Here is a 17,208-nt window from a genome sequence, read left to right as displayed (position 1 = left end):
TGATGTCCTGATACGCTCTGCCATATTGCCCCGCTTGACCGGGCAATATGGCATGCATAGCCGACCTCAGTCCTTGACGCCAGCTGTCAGGTTTCGTGTCTTGCCGATGGTTTCCAGCTTTTCATCCAGCATGTGGGTCAGATAGGGCTGGCCACTTTCACTGACCCGGAACAGGCCATAGCGGGCCGCTTCATACTGCTGACCGCTCCCTTCCTGGAAGAAAAACGCATTGGTGGCAAACTGCACGCTGCCATGACGCAAGCGGTACTCTAGACGCAGCTGCCCTGCAGCCAGTGTCTGCCCGCTATCCAGCGCCACAAAACGGGCCACGTCCTGCTTGTCCAGGACTACCACCACCCGGCCGGTCAGCGGCGGCATGCTGCTGTCATCCGGCTTTTCTCCGGCAGCATCCCGTTGCTTCCATAAGGCCCGCTGCACTTCATTACCGAGCGCAAAGCGCAGTGCCATATAGTCGCCCTGCATCAGCGAGCGCGGGTCAACAGGTGCCAGCTCAAGAATCACTTCCTGGCCGCTTTCCAGCACCTGCTCGGTACGGAAGATGGAATAATTGATGCCGGCCAGCACCAGCAGCAAGACCAGAACGATGCCTGCCTTACGCATCAGCACTCTCCTTTTCCGGCCTGTTCAACCCCGGTAGACGCAATAACCAGAAGCGCAACCCCAACAGCAGAACGGCCAGCCCTGTCAGGATCATCGATTTGACCAGCAGGGTCTGTTCCAGGTTGTAGTAATACAGCAGCAACATGCCCAGCAGAACCACCAGGTTTGCACCCCAGTACAGACGTTGACCCTGCAGCCACGCCAGTGCCAGCAACAGCACCGTCACCGTTACGCCGGGAATCTGCCAGCCGGCACAGGCCACCAGCACACCCAGCGCCAGGCCATATAACCGCTCGCTTGGCTGCTGCAGCTTGCGTAATAGCAGCCAGCCCAAAAAACCGGCCAGCACCAGAGTCAGCAACAGGGGCTTGTGCGCCCATAGGCCACCCCTGCCCAGCGCCAGCAGTTCGGTATGCTGCAACACCAGCCAGGCCCAGAGCGCCAATGTCAGCCCGCGCTTGAGCGGGCGAATCCATTGCTGCCAACAGGCCAGGCGGGCCTCCTCCAGATACAGCCAGCCGGTCACCGCCAACAGCAATGGCAATACGCCCTGCAGTAACAGCGTTTGTTCGTGTTCTACCGCAAAACCGGCCAGCGCATAAGCCAGGGCAATCACGAAAACCGGCACGCACAGGCCGCGCACAAAGGTATCGCGCACCAGCAGAAACACCGGAACCTGCACCAAAGCAATCAACAGCGCCAAAGCTACCGGCAGTTCGAGCAAGGCCAGCCCCACCAGTACCAGTCCCTGTCCGGTCAGCGCTGCCGCCACCGCCAGCTGGTGCACGAACACCGAGCGCTGCAACCGGCTGATCCAGGCGGCCAGCGCCAGCAACACGGAACCCAACACCACCATGGACTGATGCAGCTGGCTGGAAGAGAGAAAAAACAGCACAGTGCCCGGAATAGCCACCACCGACAGCAAGAAAAATTGCGCCGCCAGCCAGGCAGTAACCGCTAGAAACATCCGCAGATACCAAGGCTGCTGCAGCGCCGGGGTCAACGGCCCCTGCACCAGCTGCCGTGCGGACAGGTCCTGCCACAGCTGTTGTGCATCATTGCTCATGGGACGCCCCCTTCGGTTTCAGCCAGGCATAACCACCCAGCGCCACCAGCAGTATCAGCAGCCCTTGCAGGAAAAACAGCGCAAATACATTGTTGCTATCAAACCAGCGGATCACCCACAGCGACAGCCAGGCAAGCAGCGACAACAATACCAGCACCATGAGCTGACGCTGAAAACTGCGCCAGGCATACAGCACCACCAGCAGTGTCATCAGGGCCAGCCAGGCCAGGTGGCCCAGCCAGGGATGAATGCGCACACCACTATCAAACACCGCCAGCAGTGCCCAGCCGGTAGCGATAACCAGCAATACCAGTACCAGCAGAGTATTGGCGAGATGCCAGAGCGGCCTCCCGTCCTGCCAGGCCAGTCGCGCCAGCGGCAGCCAGAACAGCAGGTTCATGCCCAGCAGCAGGGCAAAGCGCAAGTCAGGACTCAGCTGGGTGAACGTCTGGCAAGCCAGAACCAGAGCCACATTCAGCAGCAGCATGATCAGGCCGGCAACCGCCAGATTGCGCCCCAGCACCGCCCAGGGCACCAGTAACAGACCCCAGAGCAGAAACAGCTCAAAGGTATCCGCCCCGGTCTGGTAGGTTTGCCCGACCAGCGCCAGCAAAGCGCCCAGCAACAACGCACTGGCAAACACTCCACTCTGGGCGATCCAGTGCTGCAACGGATAACGCAGCAGCACCAGCAAAGGCAGCGCCAGCAGCAGCTGAGCCAGCGCAAAACGTTGCAGGCGGCTCAGGGCATCCCAGTTATAGGCAAAAAAGAAAATCACACCACTACAAGCAGACAACAACGCACCGATCAGCAGCAAACGGTCGAGAAACACCAGCGTGCGTGCGCGATCAGGTCGCGTTTGCGCCACCTCCAGCGCCTGTTCAAGATATTGTGGCGACAGCACTCCGGCTGCCACCCAGTTCAGCAATGTACGAGAATCCATTAGCGCATAATCCTTGCCGGGAACAGAGCCAGTTTACGCCGGTTTATTACCGGCTGCCGGAAGATCAGCACAGTCCGCGCACCTGATCAGTCCATACGCCGTTTGCCTGGCCTGTTCGGTATTCAGTCGGCCGCCGGCACAAAGCGGTAAAACAGGTTGGGTTCGCCCACAATATAGATCACGCCCTGATCGTCCATGGCCACGCCCTCGGCCTGCTTGATGCTGCTGGTCAGCCCGTTGAAACCGAGCATCAGGCTCATAAAGCTGACCGGCTCCTCCTGCTCATTCAGTTCCAGCAACATTTTCGATTCATCCGACAGCACCAGCAGATGTCCAGTCCGGCGATCCAAATCCAGCCCGGAAATATCACGCATGAACAGCTCGTCCGATGGCAGCTCGATCAGCGGCCCGGCCAGATTTTTCTCCAGATCAAAATCCATGGCATAGAGCGCATGCGGATCGCGCTCCTTGGCGACGATAAAGCGTGAATTGGCCGCATCCCAGGCCAGCCCTTCCAGTCCCTTGTTTTTCGGGTACAAAAAGGCGTCGTCCAGCACGGCAAGATCAACAGCCAAAGCTTTCGTCAGGTCAATCCTGTCCTCAACCGGCAGCGAGAACAGCACCAGCTTGCTGCGACGCTCGTCCACCAGCGCAAAACGGCCGTCACTCAAGGCCTCGATACCCTCGGGATCGGCAACTCCGAACAGATCGATCTCGCGCAACAGCTCACCCTCCAGACTGAGCTGCGCCAGCTTGGGAATCTTGCCGGTGATGGTAAACAATGTATTGCTTGGTGCATGCCAGGTCAGGCCTGAGATTTCCGCCTTGAGCAGCCGCTCGACCGGCTTGCCCTGGATATCGGCCGAATAGCGGTTCAGCCAGATGCTGGCAGCCCGCTCCTGCTGCGGTGTACGCATCTCCCGCGAGGTTTGCAGCAGACGGTCATCAAGCTCGAAGTAATAGCCCAGACCACCAAGCAGCAGCACCAAAGGCACCATCAACCAGATACGCATTATAAATATCCAAAAACAGCGAAAGTCGTTCGACTCTGGGCCGGCAATAAAGTTCTGATGGCAGGGCGCCATAGCTACCGGTCATGTGCCCCCGGCCAGCTATCATGTAGCATAAACAACCCGGATATTTGTACACAGGTACGTCATGCAACAACAGGTACTCGACTTCTGGTTTGAAGAGCTCAAGCCCGCACAGTGGTTCAAGGCTTCAGCAGCACTGGATAAAACCATCCGCACCCGCTTTGCGCCGCTATTGCAGCAAGCCATGCGCGGCGAGCTTGAAAGCTGGCGCAATACAGCAGAAGGACGGCTGGCGGAAATCATCGTGCTGGACCAGTTCAGCCGCAATATCCATCGTGGTACTCCACTGGCCTTTGCCGCCGACCCAGTCGCTCTTGTTCTCGGCCAGGAAGCCCTGCGCGCCCAGGCGCTGGAACAACTGGAAAAGGTAGAGCAGCGTGATTTTCTGCTGCTGCCCTTCATGCACAGCGAATCAGCACGGATTCAGCAACAGGCCCTGCCGCTGTTCAAGGCTCATACCACTCCGGGTTGCTACCGTGCCGCCCTGCAACACAAGGCCATCATCGACCGCTTCGGCCGCTATCCGCACCGCAACGCCATCCTTGGCCGCAGCTCCACCGCTGAAGAGCTGGAGTTTCTACAACAGCCAGGCTCTTCCTTTTAGGCAGGGTCCAATAACCCGCTGGTCTGGCACCGGTTTCCAGCCTTTGCCCGGAATGCCGCCAACGCGTAGAATCCCCGCATTAACATCAACAGAACTACAGGAAGTCGCCATGCCTGACTATCGCTCGAAAACCTCCACCTTTGGCCGCAACATGGCCGGCGCCCGTGCCCTGTGGCGTGCCACCGGCATGAAGGACGAAGACTTCAAAAAGCCCATCATTGCCGTGGCCAACTCCTTCACCCAGTTCGTACCTGGTCACGTACACCTGAAGGACATGGGCCAGCTGGTTGCGCGCGAGATCGAAAAGGCCGGCGGCGTCGCCAAGGAATTCAACACCATCGCCGTGGATGACGGCATCGCCATGGGTCACGACGGCATGCTGTATTCACTGCCCAGCCGCGAAATCATCGCCGACTCGGTGGAATACATGGCCAACGCCCACTGCGCCGACGCCCTGGTGTGCATTTCCAACTGTGACAAGATCACCCCCGGCATGCTGATGGCAGCCCTGCGCCTGAACATTCCGGTGGTATTCGTCTCCGGCGGTCCGATGGAGTCTGGCAAGTCCAAGCTGTCCGCCAACCCGCTGAATCTGGTCGATGCCATGGTGATCGCCGCCGAAGACTGCGCAACCGACGAAGAAGTCGCCGAAATCGAGCGCAGCGCCTGCCCGACCTGCGGCAGCTGCTCCGGCATGTTCACCGCCAACTCGATGAACTGCCTGGTGGAAGCCATGGGTCTGGGCCTGCCCGGCAACGGCACCACACTGGCCACCCACGCCGACCGCGAAGAGCTGTTCCTGGAAGCCGCCCGCACCATCGTCGACATCACCCAGCGTTACTACAAGGACGGTGACGAGTCCGTTCTGCCGCGCAACATCGCCAACTTCAAGGCGTTTGAAAACGCCATGACCATGGACATCGCCATGGGCGGCTCCACCAACACCATCCTGCACCTGCTGGCCGCAGCCCAGGAAGGCGAGGTCGACTTCGATCTGCGTGACATCGACCGCCTGTCACGCAAGGTACCCGAGCTGTGCAAGGTCGCACCCAACATCGAGAAGTACCACATGGAAGACGTGCACCGTGCCGGCGGCATCTTCGCCATTCTCGGCGAACTGGCCCGCGGCGGTCTGCTGCACACCGACCTGCCCACCGTGCACAGCAAGACCATGGCTGAAGCCATCGCCAAGTGGGACATCACCCAAACCACTGACGAAGCCGTGCACGAGTTCTACAAGGCAGGCCCCGGCGGCGTACCCACCCAGACAGCCTTCAGCCAGGCCACCCGCTGGCCAACGCTGGATCTGGACCGCGAAAACGGCTGTATCCGCAGTGTCGAACACGCCTACAACAAGGAAGGTGGTCTGGCCGTTCTCTACGGCAACATCGCCGAAGACGGCTGCGTGGTGAAAACCGCCGGTGTCGACCCGTCCATCTGGGTGTTCGATGGCAAGGCGAAAATCTTTGAAAGCCAGGACGATGCGGTACGCGGCATCCTCGCCGACGAAGTGAAGCCCGGTGACATCGTCATCATCCGCTACGAAGGCCCGAAAGGTGGCCCCGGCATGCAGGAAATGCTCTACCCGACCAGCTATCTGAAGTCCAAGGGTCTGGGCAAGGAATGTGCGCTGCTGACCGACGGCCGCTTCTCCGGCGGCACCTCCGGTCTTTCCATCGGCCACGCCTCACCGGAAGCCGCCGCTGGCGGTGCCATCGGCCTGGTACAGGAAGGCGATCATATTCTGATCGACATCCCGGCCCGCACCATCCAGCTGCAGGTCAGCGACGAGGAACTGGCTGCCCGCCGTATCGAACAGGACAAGAAAGGCTGGAAACCGGCCAAGGAACGCCCACGCAAGGTCAGCACTGCGCTGAAGGCCTACGCCCTGCTGGCCACGAGTGCCGATAAGGGTGCGGTGCGGAATAAGGAACTGTTGGGGTAACTCAAAAAGAACTCAAGCTCGACTGATAACCCTCAAAACCCGCTGGCTCAGCGGGTTTTTGATTCTACTTTCTAAACCGCAGCGTTCCTAGAGCGCTCGCCCCCACAACAAGATAGCTTGCAGTACAGAGGATGCTGCTACTCCATGGACTAATCCGGCATTACATGTATGCGTTGAGTCAACCATGCGGCATGCACATGATCTGGGATACGAAGTAACTATAGTGAGCGATGCTGTTCCTGCTTTTACAGCAGAGCAACAAAAGCACGTACTCCCAGAAAGTACTGGCCAAGCTAGGCATGGACATGTGTACGGCTACTCGAGAAAAACTCTACTCTCAATTTCTTGGTGTTATTTCATGATATGAAAAAAATTTGGTTTTTAATTAAATTTACAGCGTCTTTTCTACTTTCCATATTAGCCATTTCTCTTCTTTTTATCGAGAGTTCTCGATTGGCTCTTTAATTTCGTCTTTAATTCTGTTAGTTGTAGCAATTTCACCATGGCTAGTTCAGCCGTATGGAGCCATAGCACCCAAAAATAAGCTTACAAAAAGAGTGAATGCGGGTCTTGAGCGCGTGCTGATGCTTATTATTACCATGTCTTTTTTTGGTATAGTCTATTCGTTTGGAATATCGGTTGATTATGCTTTTTATCTGGTGATGTTGGCTTTAAGTGCTGTAACTATACTTATACCGGTTGTTGCGGTTATGTATCAGATTAAAATACAAAGGAGTGAAGTTAAGTCAGTTAAAAAATTAGAAGAAACTAACAATGATATATTACCTCGGCAATTAAATAGGCCATATCAGGCGGCATAAGCAATCTTGGGGTGTCGGAAGTAAGAAGAAACTCGTCCCGGCCTCCGCTGGATACGCCTTAGTATTGAACGAACCCGCTCTTCAAGTTCAGCCTGCGTACGCGCAGCCCTGCCAGTTTTTAACTGTTGTTTAAGGTCGCCGTTCAGGTATTCGTCTGGATTGAGCTCTGGCGCATAAGCGGGCAGAAAAAATAACTCAATTTGCTCTTTTCTGGCCTCGACCCAAGCTGCGACTTTCTTGCTGTGGTGCACTCGCAGGTTATCGAGAATCAGAAATATTTTTCTGCCTTCCGAGCCGCGAACAAGGCGATCCAGAAAGCGAATCAACACCTGGGATGTCATCGTTTCCCGGTACATCATGAAGCGCAATTTACCTCGGTTGGTAACACTAGAAATCATATTGGTTGCAAACCGGCTACCGCTAACCAGTCGTACTGGTGTCTTGCCTGCCGGTGCAAAGCTGCGGCCACCGTGGCTGTCGCTACGTACTCCAGTCTCGTCAGCCCACTGGATTTCGGCGTTTTCGACCTTTGCACGCTGGGCAATCAGCGGATATTCCTCATCCAGCCAGCGCTGCACCACCTTTGGATTCTGCTGATAAGCCCGCTTNCTGTTCACGCATGCGCAAAGCGATAGTTCGCTTTTCACGCTGCTCTTCAGGACTCAGTTTTCGGGCATCTATTTTCATAATGTTGAGATTATACACTATGCTCTATTAGATTGCCGCATTAATAAATCGCGTGCTCGGTCAGCTTAAAGGTGATGACGCTAATGCATTGCGTAGCATAGTAGAGTCACTTGAAGAAGATAGAACCAAGAAAATGAAAATTAGAATGGACAGTAGCTTTATTGTTCCGTTTTTATTTGTATTTGCTATGGGCATAGCAACGCTTATTTTAACACTTTTTAACTTTAAATAAGAAAGTATCTGCAAACATCTGGCAGATGTGACCTCGTACTGTGAACATTTTACGTGCGACTCAATCTATCTTCTAAAGAACTGATTTCAAATTATTACTAGCGTAATGGCAGTGAACGCTTAAGCCAGCGCAGGGTTTTAGAGCAATCCCATGGGGACTAATTATCCCTAGGTAACCACGGTTTAGGTAGTGGTTCACTAGAAAACAAATGGGCCTGGTACATTTTCATTTATTACCTCGGCAATTAAATAGGCCATATCAGGCGGCATAAGCAATCTTGGGGTGTCGGAAGTAAGAAGAAACTCGTCCCGGCCTCCGCTGGATACGCCTTAGTATTGAACGAACCCGCTCTTCAAGTTCAGCCTGCGTACGCGCAGCCCTGCCAGTTTTTAACTGTTGTTTAAGGTCGCCGTTCAGGTATTCGTCTGGATTGAGCTCTGGCGCATAAGCGGGCAGAAAAAATAACTCAATTTGCTCTTTTCTGGCCTCGACCCAAGCTGCGACTTTCTTGCTGTGGTGCACTCGCAGGTTATCGAGAATCAGAAATATTTTTCTGCCTTCCGAGCCGCGAACAAGGCGATCCAGAAAGCGAATCAACACCTGGGATGTCATCGTTTCCCGGTACATCATGAAGCGCAATTTACCTCGGTTGGTAACACTAGAAATCATATTGGTTGCAAACCGGCTACCGCTAACCAGTCGTACTGGTGTCTTGCCTGCCGGTGCAAAGCTGCGGCCACCGTGGCTGTCGCTACGTACTCCAGTCTCGTCAGCCCACTGGATTTCGGCGTTTTCGACCTTTGCACGCTGGGCAATCAGCGGATATTCCTCATCCAGCCAGCGCTGCACCACCTTTGGATTCTGCTGATAAGCCCGCTTTAGCGGACGCTGTGGAGTGTAACCCCAGCGCTTGAGGTACTCGCCTACAGTACGTACCGGCATCAGAAAGTCGCAGCGTTCCTGAATCAGCTCGCGCACCGCATCGCGTGTCCACAGAGCAAAACCCAACTTGAGCTGGTCGGGCATTTTGTCGGTAATCAGCGTCTGAATGAGAACTTCCTGACTACTGCTCAAGCTGCGCCGCTCACCGGCTTTGGCTCCACGCTGACCACCTTTAATGGCCGCCTGTTTACCTTCTTGTGCTGCTGTTTCAGTCCATTTAGCGACAGTGCGCATGTGAACACCCACTGCTTCAGCAGTGGCTTTAAATGTATAGCCCTGTTCACGCATGCGCAAAGCGATAGTTCGCTTTTCACGCTGCTCTTCAGGACTCAGTTTTCGGGCATCTATTTTCATAATGTTGAGATTATACACTATGCTCTATTAGATTGCCGCATTAATAGCTTCAATCACACCCACGGCATTGCGATTGATGAACATCACTCAATCCGCCGAGCCAGTTTCAGTGGGGGTATTCACGCATTGTTGGCGTGCTTTGGCTTCAGGTGTCATGCGTGCTCTCCCCACCAAGAGTGCAGGTCTATCGCCCACTTTCTATCATCATGGATCGATATAAGTCTTTGATTCAAGCGGCTGCTGCCAGCGTATCGCCTTATTTCTATCGCCCACTTATCGACGATATGGTGTAGGTTGTCCGATAGACTGCTCATGTCTCCGCCCAGTACCGCCGCCAGCGGTTGCTGCCCTCAAAGCGGACTTCCCCTCGTTCGATCAATTGTTCTAGCGCACGCTTGACTTGTCTAGGATGGATTTCTCCGCCGACGCGTTGGTGAATGTCGCTGATAGCCGAACAGGGATAACGCTGGAGGTCTTCCAGGACCAGTGCGGCCAGGCGGTGCGGCTCAATGCGTTTGAGAGTGGTTTCGCCAGTGAACTGGAGGCTACGCAGCAAGCTCGGGTCAATAAAGTAGCGGGTTGCCTGGGTACGTCCAGCACTTTGTACCAGTTGCCAGTCCAGTAGGCGCTTGAGCCAGGGCTGCATAGCCTCAACCGATGGCAGTTCGAGGGCGCTTGTTAGTTCACGAGCCGTCAGAGCATCGCGTTGCGCTAATAGACCCAAGGCAATCCGCTCGCGCTGCGTGAGTTGATAAGTCTGGTCTGCCTTTGCAATGAAGTCGATGACCTCAGGCTTGAGGATGCGGCGGCACACTGTCACCTGTACGCGATCATGGGTCTCGATCAACTTGGGAGCCGGGCGGCCTTGTGAGAGCAGTACTTCGAAAATCTTGTCAAAACCGCTGCCTTCCCGCTCCATCAGTTTCAAGTCATGGAACAGGCGAGCCAGGTGTTCATTACGGCGCACGGTGGTGTGTAAAACATTCTGTGGGGTGACACCCAGCGGCAGCGAGCCGGGGTTGACCACTTCCAGGCGGTCAGGATACAGGTTCAGGAAAATGTCACCACGCTGGGTGTAGGGGCGATGAACCAGCGCGTTAACTAGTAGTTCGCGCACCACGATTTCGTCGAAGGCGGGCACGTTCTGGCGGTACAGGCCATCGGGCAGCTCGTAATGCTCACGAAAGTCGGGTACCTCTTGCCAAACCGCTTCAATCAATTCCATCGGGCTTTGCGTGTGGTCATCCCACACCAGCTTGTTGACCTTTTGCCCATGCTCGTCGTACTTGATGAACTGGATGACCGGTGACGTGGTTAGTTGGGCGCGGTGATGCTGGCGGCCAAGACCAAGCACGCCCAGGTTGGTGAGGTCCGACCCTTGCGTGAGCTGATAGTGATCAAGCAGTTCGTCGTCAGTTTTTTCCTTGACGGAAGGCTTGACGCGGTCCGATGCGCGCAAGGCTGCAAGCAGCTTGTCGCGTTTGGTGACATCCATCTCAGCACGTGGAACATGCAAGGTGGTTTGCGTTTCCCACGGCAATGCAGCACGTTCACTGGCCAGACGCATCACGTCATCGCCCGTCACGGGTTTGCTTTGATCAGCCACGCGCAGGAAGTAGCGGCCATCCGTGGTGGATGCGACAGACATGGCACGGGGGACACGTAATTCGATGTACTGACCGCCATTAGGAGTGGTGGCAATATCTGGCAATAAAGTCACATTGACCGTGCGCTCTGCCAACTTGCGACGCAGAGTGTCAGGCAAGTCTAAAGGAATGCGCTGGTCGGCAGGAGGCTCGTTCTGACCATCCTCAATCCCCAGCAGTAGGCGGCCACCCGTTGCATTGGCAAAGGCAATGCAATCCTTGGCGATTTCGTTCCAGTCTGCCGTCTTGCCAGTCACGGCTCGCAAAGACTTCTGGTCGAGAAGCTGGCCTTCCAGGCTCACGAGTCACCTCCTGCTGAATTCTTTTTTATCCGGTCCCGTCGACTCCTCATCGGCACCACCTGAGCGCACCCAGTCATCCACTTCGGAGAGCTGGAACTTCCACAGCCGTCCCACGCGATGCGCAGGCAAAGCCTTGCGCTCGCGCCAGCGATAAACGGTGTCCTTGGCCACACCCAAGTGCTGGGCGACATCTTCAGCGGTAACCCACGGCTCGCTATTCATATTGATGACAATCGGAATTTATTTTTCAAAGTCGTTCAAAATCGTTTTGAGTCTATCATTTGAATGCGATAGAAACATCAAATTGTTCTGGGCTAAGGTCGTTGTGAATTGAATGGCTGCCTGTTGGTTGGTATGCGATCCACGTTATATTGCCTCGGCAACCAAATAGGCCATATCAGGCCGCATAAGACATCTTTGTGTGCCTGAAAGTAAATAGCGACCGCAACCGGCCAAGGAACGGCCACGCAAGGTCAGCACCGCGCTGAAAGCCAACGCCCTGCTGGTGATCCGTGGGAATAGCAATGCGGAACAAGGAGTTGTTGGGGTCAGGCTGTTACAAACTTTCAGCACTAATAGCGAATCTTGTCAGGCTTGTTCATCCACTCTTCAAAGACAGTGATCGCCTCGTCCTGGCCCAGCTGCTCCATCGGCAGTTGTCTGGCATTGAGCGGTTTTGCGATTTCCTGATAGATCAGGTCGTCATCGAACTGGATATCGGCGGCATCCCGGCACGTGTTGGCATAATACAGCTTGCCGATTCGGGCCCAGTAGATGGCCGCCAGGCACATCGGACAAGGCTCACAGCTGGCGTAGATTTCGCAGCCTGACAGGTCAAAGTATTCAGACGGGCGCATGCCGCCCGTATCGCCACCACTTCGGCATGGGCGGTCGGATCATTGCTCGAGGTTACCCGGTTCCAGCCCTCGCCGACAATTTCACCATTCCTGACCACCACCGCACCAAAAGGTCCGCCGGCGTTCGCCTGCATGTTCGTTCGTGAAAGTTCGATGGCTCGACGCATGAGTTTTTTTTCATAAGCATCCGGTATCAGGCAAGAAACAAGAAACAGTGGCAACAATCGGGGGCAGGTCAACAACTCTCACCCAAGGATATCGGTAATTTCCCCCAACCGGTTCACACTGGCAATCCGCTGCCCGTCCCAAATCATTTCGTAATGGCTGCTTTGCACAACCGATAACACCGGCTTAGGTGTACACAGGGCCCAACAATGCTGCCCGCCTTTACGGACAGACCTGTATTTCAGGCCCGGCAAGCCGCTCTCTTTGACCGCAGAGCCCAATATGCGGCTGGCGCTGTAATCATCCGGTGCATAAACCGGATGCTGCCCGGGCAAGCCACTGATATCAGCCATGCCGTTCTGGATAAACTGACAACTCAATCCCCGCAGTACGATACGCTCGAACTCCAGTCCGCTTACGCCTTGCCAGTAGCTTTGCTGATGGTGGCGTACTTCAGCCAATGCGGTGGGCATGGCATCTGCCAGATACAACACACCATAGCTGCCAGCACTGAACCGCGAGCCTGCCGGGTTGACGTGGGTGAAGGGAGCCACCGCATAGGAGCAGCCTGTAACGCCAAAAGGAATTTCATTGCGTGGCAGCTGTTCGATACGGCCTGCCTCATTGAGCAGGCGCGGGTTGGTTCTGGCTTGTAGCTGATAAAGAATTTCAAATTCGTCCGCATCGGCCACATCGTCAAACAGGGCTATGGGTGGAAATTTGGAGTTGCCCAGCCGATAGCCGGTTGCTTCAGTGGCCGGTAGCAGCGGTAGCTGTTTCAGCTCTACCACTGGGCACCACGCAGGCCATCAATGTGGCGGTGGGTTTCGTACAGGCTGGCGAAACTGCCATCGCTCATCACCTCCAGCGGACTGCGACCGTTGAAGAACCCGTTCTGGTTGGGCATGGCAACAAAGCCATACAGGTTGGCCGGGTTCTCAAACAGGGTACGCAGGGCCGCATGAATATTGAGTACATGACTGATTCGGTCCAGCTGGTCATCATCCAGTTTTGCGGCACTGCCATTTTCAGCCTTGCTACGCGCCAGGGTACTGGCCGAGACCCGCAGAATCTTGCCCATTTGCTCACGTGTCGCACCCCAGCGCTCCATGATATTCATCGCCACACGCAAACCACTGGCAGCCATTTGCCTTGAATCAGTCTGATTGTGTTCAACATGCATGCTCATGACTGACCTCCATCTTGATAAAGTGTTATTTTTGCACGCTCGTCTGAAGATAGCAAAAAGCGCAATTGAACGTCTACAGAAATAGCGTGACATGCCCACAATCCAGCTGCTGGTCAGCGATCAAGCACTGGCTGCCCGCCGTATCAAGCAGGACAAAAAAGGCTGGAAACCGGCCAAGGATGGCGCCGCGCCCCGGTCTTGCATACAATCACTGCCCGCGCCGCACCCGGCAGCGGCCTTCCATCCATTTGAAACGTTGCCTGCCCCATGTCCCAATCCATCACTTCCGCGCCAGCTCCGGCCAACTCACGCTCCCGCGTCATGTTTGCCAGCCTGGTCGGCACCACCATCGAGTTCTACGACTTCTACGTTTATGCCACCGCAGCCGTGCTGGTCTTCCCCTACCTGTTCTTTCCGCCGGGTAACGAGAGGGTAGCGCTGCTGGCGTCCTTCGCCATTTTCGGTGCAGCCATGATTGCACGTCCGCTGGGTGCAGTATTCTTCGGCCACCTGGGTGACAAGATCGGGCGCAAGACCACGCTGATCTATGCCCTGCTGACCATGGGTATCGCCACCTTCCTGATCGGCCTGCTGCCTACCTACCATGCCATCGGCTGGCTGGCACCACTGCTGCTGGTGATCATGCGCCTGGCCCAGGGTTTTGCCATTGGCGGTGAATGGTCCGGCGCGGCACTGGTCGCCACCGAGAACGCCCCCGCTGGCAAGCGCGCCCTGTTCGGTACCTTCCCGCAGCTGGGTGCGCCACTGGGTTTCATCATCGCCAACGGCCTGTTCCTGATCGTCGCTGCCGTGCTGCCATCGGATAACCCGTCACGGCCATCGGACGCCTTTCTCGACTGGGGCTGGCGCATCCCCTTCCTGTTTTCGGCGGTGATGGTAATCATCGGCCTGTGGATTCGCCTGAACCTGGTGGAAAGCACGGCTTTCTCCAAGGCTGTGTCCACCGGCAAGGTGGTCAAGCTGCCGCTGGGTGAAGTGGTACGCCGGAACTGGCGCGAGCTGATCCTCGGCACCTTCTACATGCTGGCCACCTATGTGCTGTTCTACCTGATGACCACCTTCTCACTGAGCTATGGCCGCGCACCGCTCGAACCAGCCACAGGCCAGCTGGGCGGGCTGGGCTACAGCTACAACAACTTCGTGCTGATGCTGATCTTCGGCGTGGTGTTCTTCGGCATATTCACCCTGCTGTCCGGCCTGCTGGCAGACCGTCTGGGCCGGCGCAAGACGCTGATTCTGGTCACGCTCGGCATCATCCTGTTCGGCCTGCTGTGGGTGCCGCTGCTATCGGCGGGATTCGTTGGCGTGATGCTCTGGCTGGTGCTGGGGTTCAGCCTGATGGGCATGACTTTCGGTCCGATGGGCGCGCTGCTGCCCGAACTGTTCCCGACCAATGTGCGCTATACCGGCTCGGGCATTTCCTACAATGTGTCCTCGATCCTTGGCGCCGCCGTAGCACCGTTCATCGCGGTCTGGTTATGGGGCATGGGTGACGGCAGCCCGTTGCTGGTCGGCATCTATCTTGCCTGCATGGCCCTGCTCACGCTGCTGGCGCTGATCATCGGCAAGGAAACCAGGGACGTCGATATCAACCACTGAGTTACACTGTCCGGGTAGCGAGGCATCAACCAGGAGAAAGTCATGTTCAGATATTGCAAGACCCTGATACTGGGCCTGTGGCTGAGCGCTGTCGCCAGCCCGGCCAATGCTCTGGAGCCCGGTGAGCCAGCCCCGGACTTCACCCTGCCCGGCTCCGACGGACAGACTCACCGCCTGGCCGATTACCTCGGCAAGCAGGCCGTGGTGCTGGCCTGGTTTCCCAAGGCCTACACCTCCGGCTGCACCATCGAATGCAAGTCGCTGGCGGAAAACGGCCATCTGATCCGCGAATATGACGTGGCCTACTTCATGGCCAGTGTCGATCCACTGAGCAAGAACATCGGTTTCGCCGAATCCACCGACGCCGACTTTCCGTTACTGAGCGATGAGGACAAGTCGGTAGCCCGTGCCTACGGGGTGCTGCATCCACTGGGCTTCGCCCGCCGCCATACGGTGTACATCGGCAAGGATGGCCGGGTGCTGAAGATCGATACCGACGTCAAACCCGCCACTTCCGCCGAAGACATGGCCGCTACGCTCGGCGAGCTGGGTGTGGCCAGGTTGCGCTGAAATCACGGCGACTGCTGTGCGGGAGCGCCTCAATAGCCGGGCAACGAAATCCGGTTCACGCTGGAAACTTGTCGTCCGTTCCAGATCATTTCATAGTGGCTGCCTTGCACAACCGACAGCACCGGTTTGTCCTGCGGTTCCCTTTGTCGCATTGCATAATGCATCACCAAATCATAAAGTGTTGTTTTACCTTCAGGAGCAACACGCATGCAATTTACCCGGTTCATGGACAAATACCCGGTGTTCAGCCTTGAGCTGCTGAAAACCCAAGCCCGTTTTACCTGTGTGGACGAGATTCTGGCAATACTTGAGGCCAGGGTCGAGGCCAGCCCGGTGGCCTGCAAAATAGCCCTGTTCGATCACTATGCCCACACCAGCGCATTGCCGGAAGGAGAGATTGCTGACGACATCCTGGCAGCCAAGCATCTGGTGTTCTGCTTCGGCATCAAGTTGCCCACACCCCTGGCCATGGCGGTGCGCCCGCGCTCCATCGGCGTGACCGAGCTGAATGACCGTTTTGTCGTGTCCTTTATGGAAGCGCCCAACCCGCAGATGAACGAAACCCTGAAACAATGGGTGACGGAGCTGAACGACTGACGGTTTGCCGAACCATTTGCGGCATGCCGTCCGGGCACTGGCGAAGCTGCCTTCAAGGAAGCCCGACTGGCCAAGGCCTTCGACAAGCTGGAAACCGTGCTGCAGCACACCCAAGGCAAACAACAGCCTTTAAGCGAACCGCCCGGCTACCGCTGCGCAACTCAACATACTCCGTTCTCGCTCACTTGCGCTCACACGGCCATTTTCGCCAGCTGACTAATCTTGGTGGACTGGTACACCACCTTGCTGCCGTTGAAAGATAGCGCCTTCAGCTTGATCAATTGCTCCAGCACCGCCTCGGTCATGGCCAGATTCTGCCCCATGCGGGTACGGATGCTGTTTTTAAGCGTGGTTTCCGACGCGGGGCGGTTGCCGCTATATCGCTCCAGATGCTCACAGTACAGGCGCACACCACTGGCAACATCGCGAATAACCGGTGTGACAACAGCGGGCTCCGCTATTGGCTGCGGGCTGGTCACTGGCTTTTCTTTGCCTTTGCGCAGAACAGAGTGCCCCTGCCCTTCCAGCAAACTGACCAGATGATCCAGATCGGAATCATCCGAAACAATGGTGAATTCTGCTGCCGCCTCAAGCTGCTGCGCCAGCATTCCGGCAAAGAAGAAAATGCCGAAGTCGGCAGCATTCTTGCCGATACTGTCCATCTTGTGGATTTGCAGATGACCGGCACTGATGGTTTCGTGCAACGGCATCAACCAGTCCAGCGGAATTTTTGCGCCCGTGCTGGCATAGCAGATGATCACCTTGTCATAATCACGCAGGCTGTCCTGCAATTCCTGAATATGATTGGGGCAATTTTCCAAATCGATCAACAGGATTCGCAATGCCTTTACATGCTCGACAATGACCGGTGAACCATATTCAGTGCTGGACAGATCATCCTGTGTCATGGCGTTCCTTCCAATAGCTACAAAAACTTTAGGCGATACATCATT

19 protein-coding genes and 3 pseudogenes are annotated in these 17,208 nt (G+C 56.1%); 8 read left to right on the top strand and 14 right to left on the bottom strand.

Going from position 1 to position 17,208, the window contains the following annotated elements; genetic code table 11:
* Positions 1 to 66 precede the first annotated feature (66 nt).
* From AR306_RS02060 to AR306_RS02045, 4 genes are all read right to left on the bottom strand, one after another.
* Entirely contained in the window at positions 67 to 621 is a 555-nt protein-coding gene (locus AR306_RS02060) for a GDYXXLXY domain-containing protein (RefSeq protein ID WP_101495889.1), read from the bottom strand.
* Entirely contained in the window at positions 614 to 1,687 is a 1,074-nt protein-coding gene (locus tag AR306_RS02055) for a DUF4401 domain-containing protein (protein WP_101495888.1), read from the bottom strand. The genes AR306_RS02060 and AR306_RS02055 overlap by 8 nt, the downstream gene beginning before the upstream one ends.
* The gene (locus AR306_RS02050) at positions 1,677 to 2,630 is read right to left on the bottom strand and encodes a DUF2157 domain-containing protein (RefSeq protein ID WP_101495887.1); all 954 of its coding nucleotides are present in this window, start codon (positions 2,628 to 2,630) and stop codon (positions 1,677 to 1,679) included. Before AR306_RS02050 ends, AR306_RS02055 begins: the two co-directional genes overlap by 11 nt.
* Positions 2,631 to 2,752: 122 nt before the next feature.
* Positions 2,753 to 3,643 (bottom strand): SdiA-regulated domain-containing protein, encoded by an 891-nt coding sequence (locus AR306_RS02045; protein WP_240622453.1) that lies wholly within the window; start codon positions 3,641 to 3,643, stop codon positions 2,753 to 2,755.
* 145 nt (positions 3,644 to 3,788) lie between these two features.
* Here AR306_RS02045 and AR306_RS02040 point away from each other — a divergent pair, with 145 nt between their 5' ends.
* The 4 genes from AR306_RS02040 to AR306_RS13120 all read left to right on the top strand — a co-directional run bounded on the left by AR306_RS02040 (position 3,789) and on the right by AR306_RS13120 (position 7,094).
* On the top strand, positions 3,789 to 4,328 hold the full coding sequence (locus AR306_RS02040; protein WP_101495886.1) for a DUF924 family protein: 540 nt from the start codon (positions 3,789 to 3,791) through the stop codon (positions 4,326 to 4,328).
* 109 nt (positions 4,329 to 4,437) lie between these two features.
* A complete protein-coding gene (ilvD, locus tag AR306_RS02035) occupies positions 4,438 to 6,273 on the top strand; it encodes a dihydroxy-acid dehydratase (protein ID WP_101495885.1) in 1,836 nt (611 codons plus the stop codon).
* Between the two features lie 112 nt (positions 6,274 to 6,385).
* Positions 6,386 to 6,640 (top strand): isochorismatase family protein, encoded by a 255-nt coding sequence (locus tag AR306_RS13690; RefSeq protein WP_407071175.1) that lies wholly within the window; start codon positions 6,386 to 6,388, stop codon positions 6,638 to 6,640.
* A gap of 217 nt (positions 6,641 to 6,857) precedes the next feature.
* Positions 6,858 to 7,094: a hypothetical protein gene (locus AR306_RS13120; protein ID WP_133539690.1), complete on the top strand. Its 237-nt coding sequence runs from the start codon at positions 6,858 to 6,860 to the stop codon at positions 7,092 to 7,094.
* Here the strand turns inward: AR306_RS13120 and AR306_RS02025 are convergent.
* From AR306_RS02025 to AR306_RS01995, 8 genes and pseudogenes are all read right to left on the bottom strand, one after another.
* Positions 7,082 to 7,699 (bottom strand): annotated as a pseudogene (locus AR306_RS02025) (IS630 family transposase); the annotation flags it as partial. The gene AR306_RS13120 and the pseudogene AR306_RS02025 sit on opposite strands and share 13 nt — an antisense overlap.
* A gap of 572 nt (positions 7,700 to 8,271) precedes the next feature.
* A complete protein-coding gene (locus AR306_RS02020; protein WP_101496076.1) occupies positions 8,272 to 9,309 on the bottom strand; it encodes an IS630 family transposase in 1,038 nt (345 codons plus the stop codon).
* A 310-nt stretch (positions 9,310 to 9,619) separates the two neighbouring features.
* Positions 9,620 to 11,257, bottom strand: coding sequence for an ATP-binding protein (locus tag AR306_RS02015; RefSeq protein WP_101495884.1), 1,638 nt, complete (start codon positions 11,255 to 11,257; stop codon positions 9,620 to 9,622).
* Positions 11,258 to 11,260: 3 nt separating this feature from the next.
* Entirely contained in the window at positions 11,261 to 11,479 is a 219-nt protein-coding gene (locus tag AR306_RS02010) for a helix-turn-helix domain-containing protein (protein ID WP_101495883.1), read from the bottom strand.
* Positions 11,480 to 11,829: 350 nt separating this feature from the next.
* A complete protein-coding gene (locus AR306_RS02005) occupies positions 11,830 to 12,114 on the bottom strand; it encodes a tRNA-specific adenosine deaminase (protein ID WP_276307451.1) in 285 nt (94 codons plus the stop codon).
* 29 nt (positions 12,115 to 12,143) lie between these two features.
* Positions 12,144 to 12,248: pseudogene (locus AR306_RS13685) on the bottom strand (tRNA-specific adenosine deaminase); the annotation flags it as partial.
* A gap of 111 nt (positions 12,249 to 12,359) precedes the next feature.
* Positions 12,360 to 13,070 carry an RES family NAD+ phosphorylase gene (locus AR306_RS02000; protein WP_101495882.1) on the bottom strand — a complete coding sequence of 237 codons (711 nt, stop codon included), beginning with the start codon at positions 13,068 to 13,070 and terminating at the stop codon, positions 12,360 to 12,362.
* On the bottom strand, positions 13,064 to 13,468 hold the full coding sequence (locus AR306_RS01995) for an antitoxin Xre-like helix-turn-helix domain-containing protein (protein ID WP_206167942.1): 405 nt from the start codon (positions 13,466 to 13,468) through the stop codon (positions 13,064 to 13,066). The genes AR306_RS02000 and AR306_RS01995 overlap by 7 nt, the downstream gene beginning before the upstream one ends.
* Before the next feature lie 88 nt (positions 13,469 to 13,556).
* On the opposite strand from AR306_RS01995, the pseudogene AR306_RS13680 reads away from it, so the two are divergent.
* The 3 genes and pseudogenes from AR306_RS13680 to AR306_RS01985 all read left to right on the top strand — a co-directional run.
* Positions 13,557 to 13,667, top strand: a pseudogene (locus AR306_RS13680) (hypothetical protein); the annotation flags it as partial.
* A 68-nt stretch (positions 13,668 to 13,735) separates the two neighbouring features.
* Complete coding sequence (locus AR306_RS01990) at positions 13,736 to 15,088, top strand: MFS transporter (RefSeq protein ID WP_101495881.1); 1,353 nt, start codon at positions 13,736 to 13,738, stop codon at positions 15,086 to 15,088.
* A gap of 42 nt (positions 15,089 to 15,130) precedes the next feature.
* Positions 15,131 to 15,658: a peroxiredoxin gene (locus AR306_RS01985; RefSeq protein WP_101495880.1), complete on the top strand. Its 528-nt coding sequence runs from the start codon at positions 15,131 to 15,133 to the stop codon at positions 15,656 to 15,658.
* A 29-nt stretch (positions 15,659 to 15,687) separates the two neighbouring features.
* Here AR306_RS01985 and AR306_RS13415 read toward each other — a convergent pair whose 3' ends face one another.
* A complete protein-coding gene (locus AR306_RS13415) occupies positions 15,688 to 15,867 on the bottom strand; it encodes a hypothetical protein (RefSeq protein WP_101495879.1) in 180 nt (59 codons plus the stop codon).
* Between AR306_RS13415 and AR306_RS01975 the strand changes: the two genes are divergently transcribed.
* Positions 15,866 to 16,255 carry a DUF6858 family protein gene (locus AR306_RS01975; RefSeq protein WP_101495878.1) on the top strand — a complete coding sequence of 130 codons (390 nt, stop codon included), beginning with the start codon at positions 15,866 to 15,868 and terminating at the stop codon, positions 16,253 to 16,255. The genes AR306_RS13415 and AR306_RS01975 overlap by 2 nt on opposite strands.
* Positions 16,256 to 16,446: 191 nt before the next feature.
* Here AR306_RS01975 and AR306_RS01965 read toward each other — a convergent pair whose 3' ends face one another.
* The gene (locus AR306_RS01965) at positions 16,447 to 17,163 is read right to left on the bottom strand and encodes a PIN domain-containing protein (RefSeq protein ID WP_101495877.1); all 717 of its coding nucleotides are present in this window, start codon (positions 17,161 to 17,163) and stop codon (positions 16,447 to 16,449) included.
* Positions 17,164 to 17,208: the final 45 nt, after the last annotated feature.

The sequence above is a fragment of the Thiopseudomonas denitrificans genome (assembly GCF_002866065.1).
Lineage (GTDB): Bacteria > Pseudomonadota > Gammaproteobacteria > Pseudomonadales > Pseudomonadaceae > Thiopseudomonas > Thiopseudomonas denitrificans.
This window is presented reverse-complemented; position numbering and strand designations above follow the sequence as displayed.

Excerpts from the sequence above, each read along its gene's own strand:
- AR306_RS02060 (WP_101495889.1), bottom strand. The coding sequence starts at position 621 with ATGCGTAAGGCAGGCATCGTTCTGGTCTTGCTGCTGGTGCTGGCCGGC.
- AR306_RS02055 (WP_101495888.1), bottom strand. The coding sequence starts at position 1,687 with ATGAGCAATGATGCACAACAGCTGTGGCAGGACCTGTCCGCACGGCAG.
- AR306_RS02050 (WP_101495887.1), bottom strand. The coding sequence starts at position 2,630 with ATGGATTCTCGTACATTGCTGAACTGGGTGGCAGCCGGAGTGCTGTCG.
- AR306_RS02045 (WP_240622453.1), bottom strand. The coding sequence starts at position 3,643 with ATGCGTATCTGGTTGATGGTGCCTTTGGTGCTGCTGCTTGGTGGTCTG.
- AR306_RS02040 (WP_101495886.1), top strand. The coding sequence starts at position 3,789 with ATGCAACAACAGGTACTCGACTTCTGGTTTGAAGAGCTCAAGCCCGCA.
- ilvD (WP_101495885.1), top strand. The coding sequence starts at position 4,438 with ATGCCTGACTATCGCTCGAAAACCTCCACCTTTGGCCGCAACATGGCC.
- AR306_RS13120 (WP_133539690.1), top strand. The coding sequence starts at position 6,858 with ATGCTTATTATTACCATGTCTTTTTTTGGTATAGTCTATTCGTTTGGA.
- AR306_RS02020 (WP_101496076.1), bottom strand. The coding sequence starts at position 9,309 with ATGAAAATAGATGCCCGAAAACTGAGTCCTGAAGAGCAGCGTGAAAAG.
- AR306_RS02010 (WP_101495883.1), bottom strand. The coding sequence starts at position 11,479 with ATGAATAGCGAGCCGTGGGTTACCGCTGAAGATGTCGCCCAGCACTTG.
- AR306_RS02005 (WP_276307451.1), bottom strand. The coding sequence starts at position 12,114 with ATGCGCCCGTCTGAATACTTTGACCTGTCAGGCTGCGAAATCTACGCC.
- AR306_RS01995 (WP_206167942.1), bottom strand. The coding sequence starts at position 13,468 with ATGAGCATGCATGTTGAACACAATCAGACTGATTCAAGGCAAATGGCT.
- AR306_RS01990 (WP_101495881.1), top strand. The coding sequence starts at position 13,736 with ATGTCCCAATCCATCACTTCCGCGCCAGCTCCGGCCAACTCACGCTCC.
- AR306_RS01985 (WP_101495880.1), top strand. The coding sequence starts at position 15,131 with ATGTTCAGATATTGCAAGACCCTGATACTGGGCCTGTGGCTGAGCGCT.
- AR306_RS01975 (WP_101495878.1), top strand. The coding sequence starts at position 15,866 with ATGCAATTTACCCGGTTCATGGACAAATACCCGGTGTTCAGCCTTGAG.
- AR306_RS13415 (WP_101495879.1), bottom strand. The coding sequence starts at position 15,867 with ATGCGTGTTGCTCCTGAAGGTAAAACAACACTTTATGATTTGGTGATG.
- AR306_RS01965 (WP_101495877.1), bottom strand. The coding sequence starts at position 17,163 with ATGACACAGGATGATCTGTCCAGCACTGAATATGGTTCACCGGTCATT.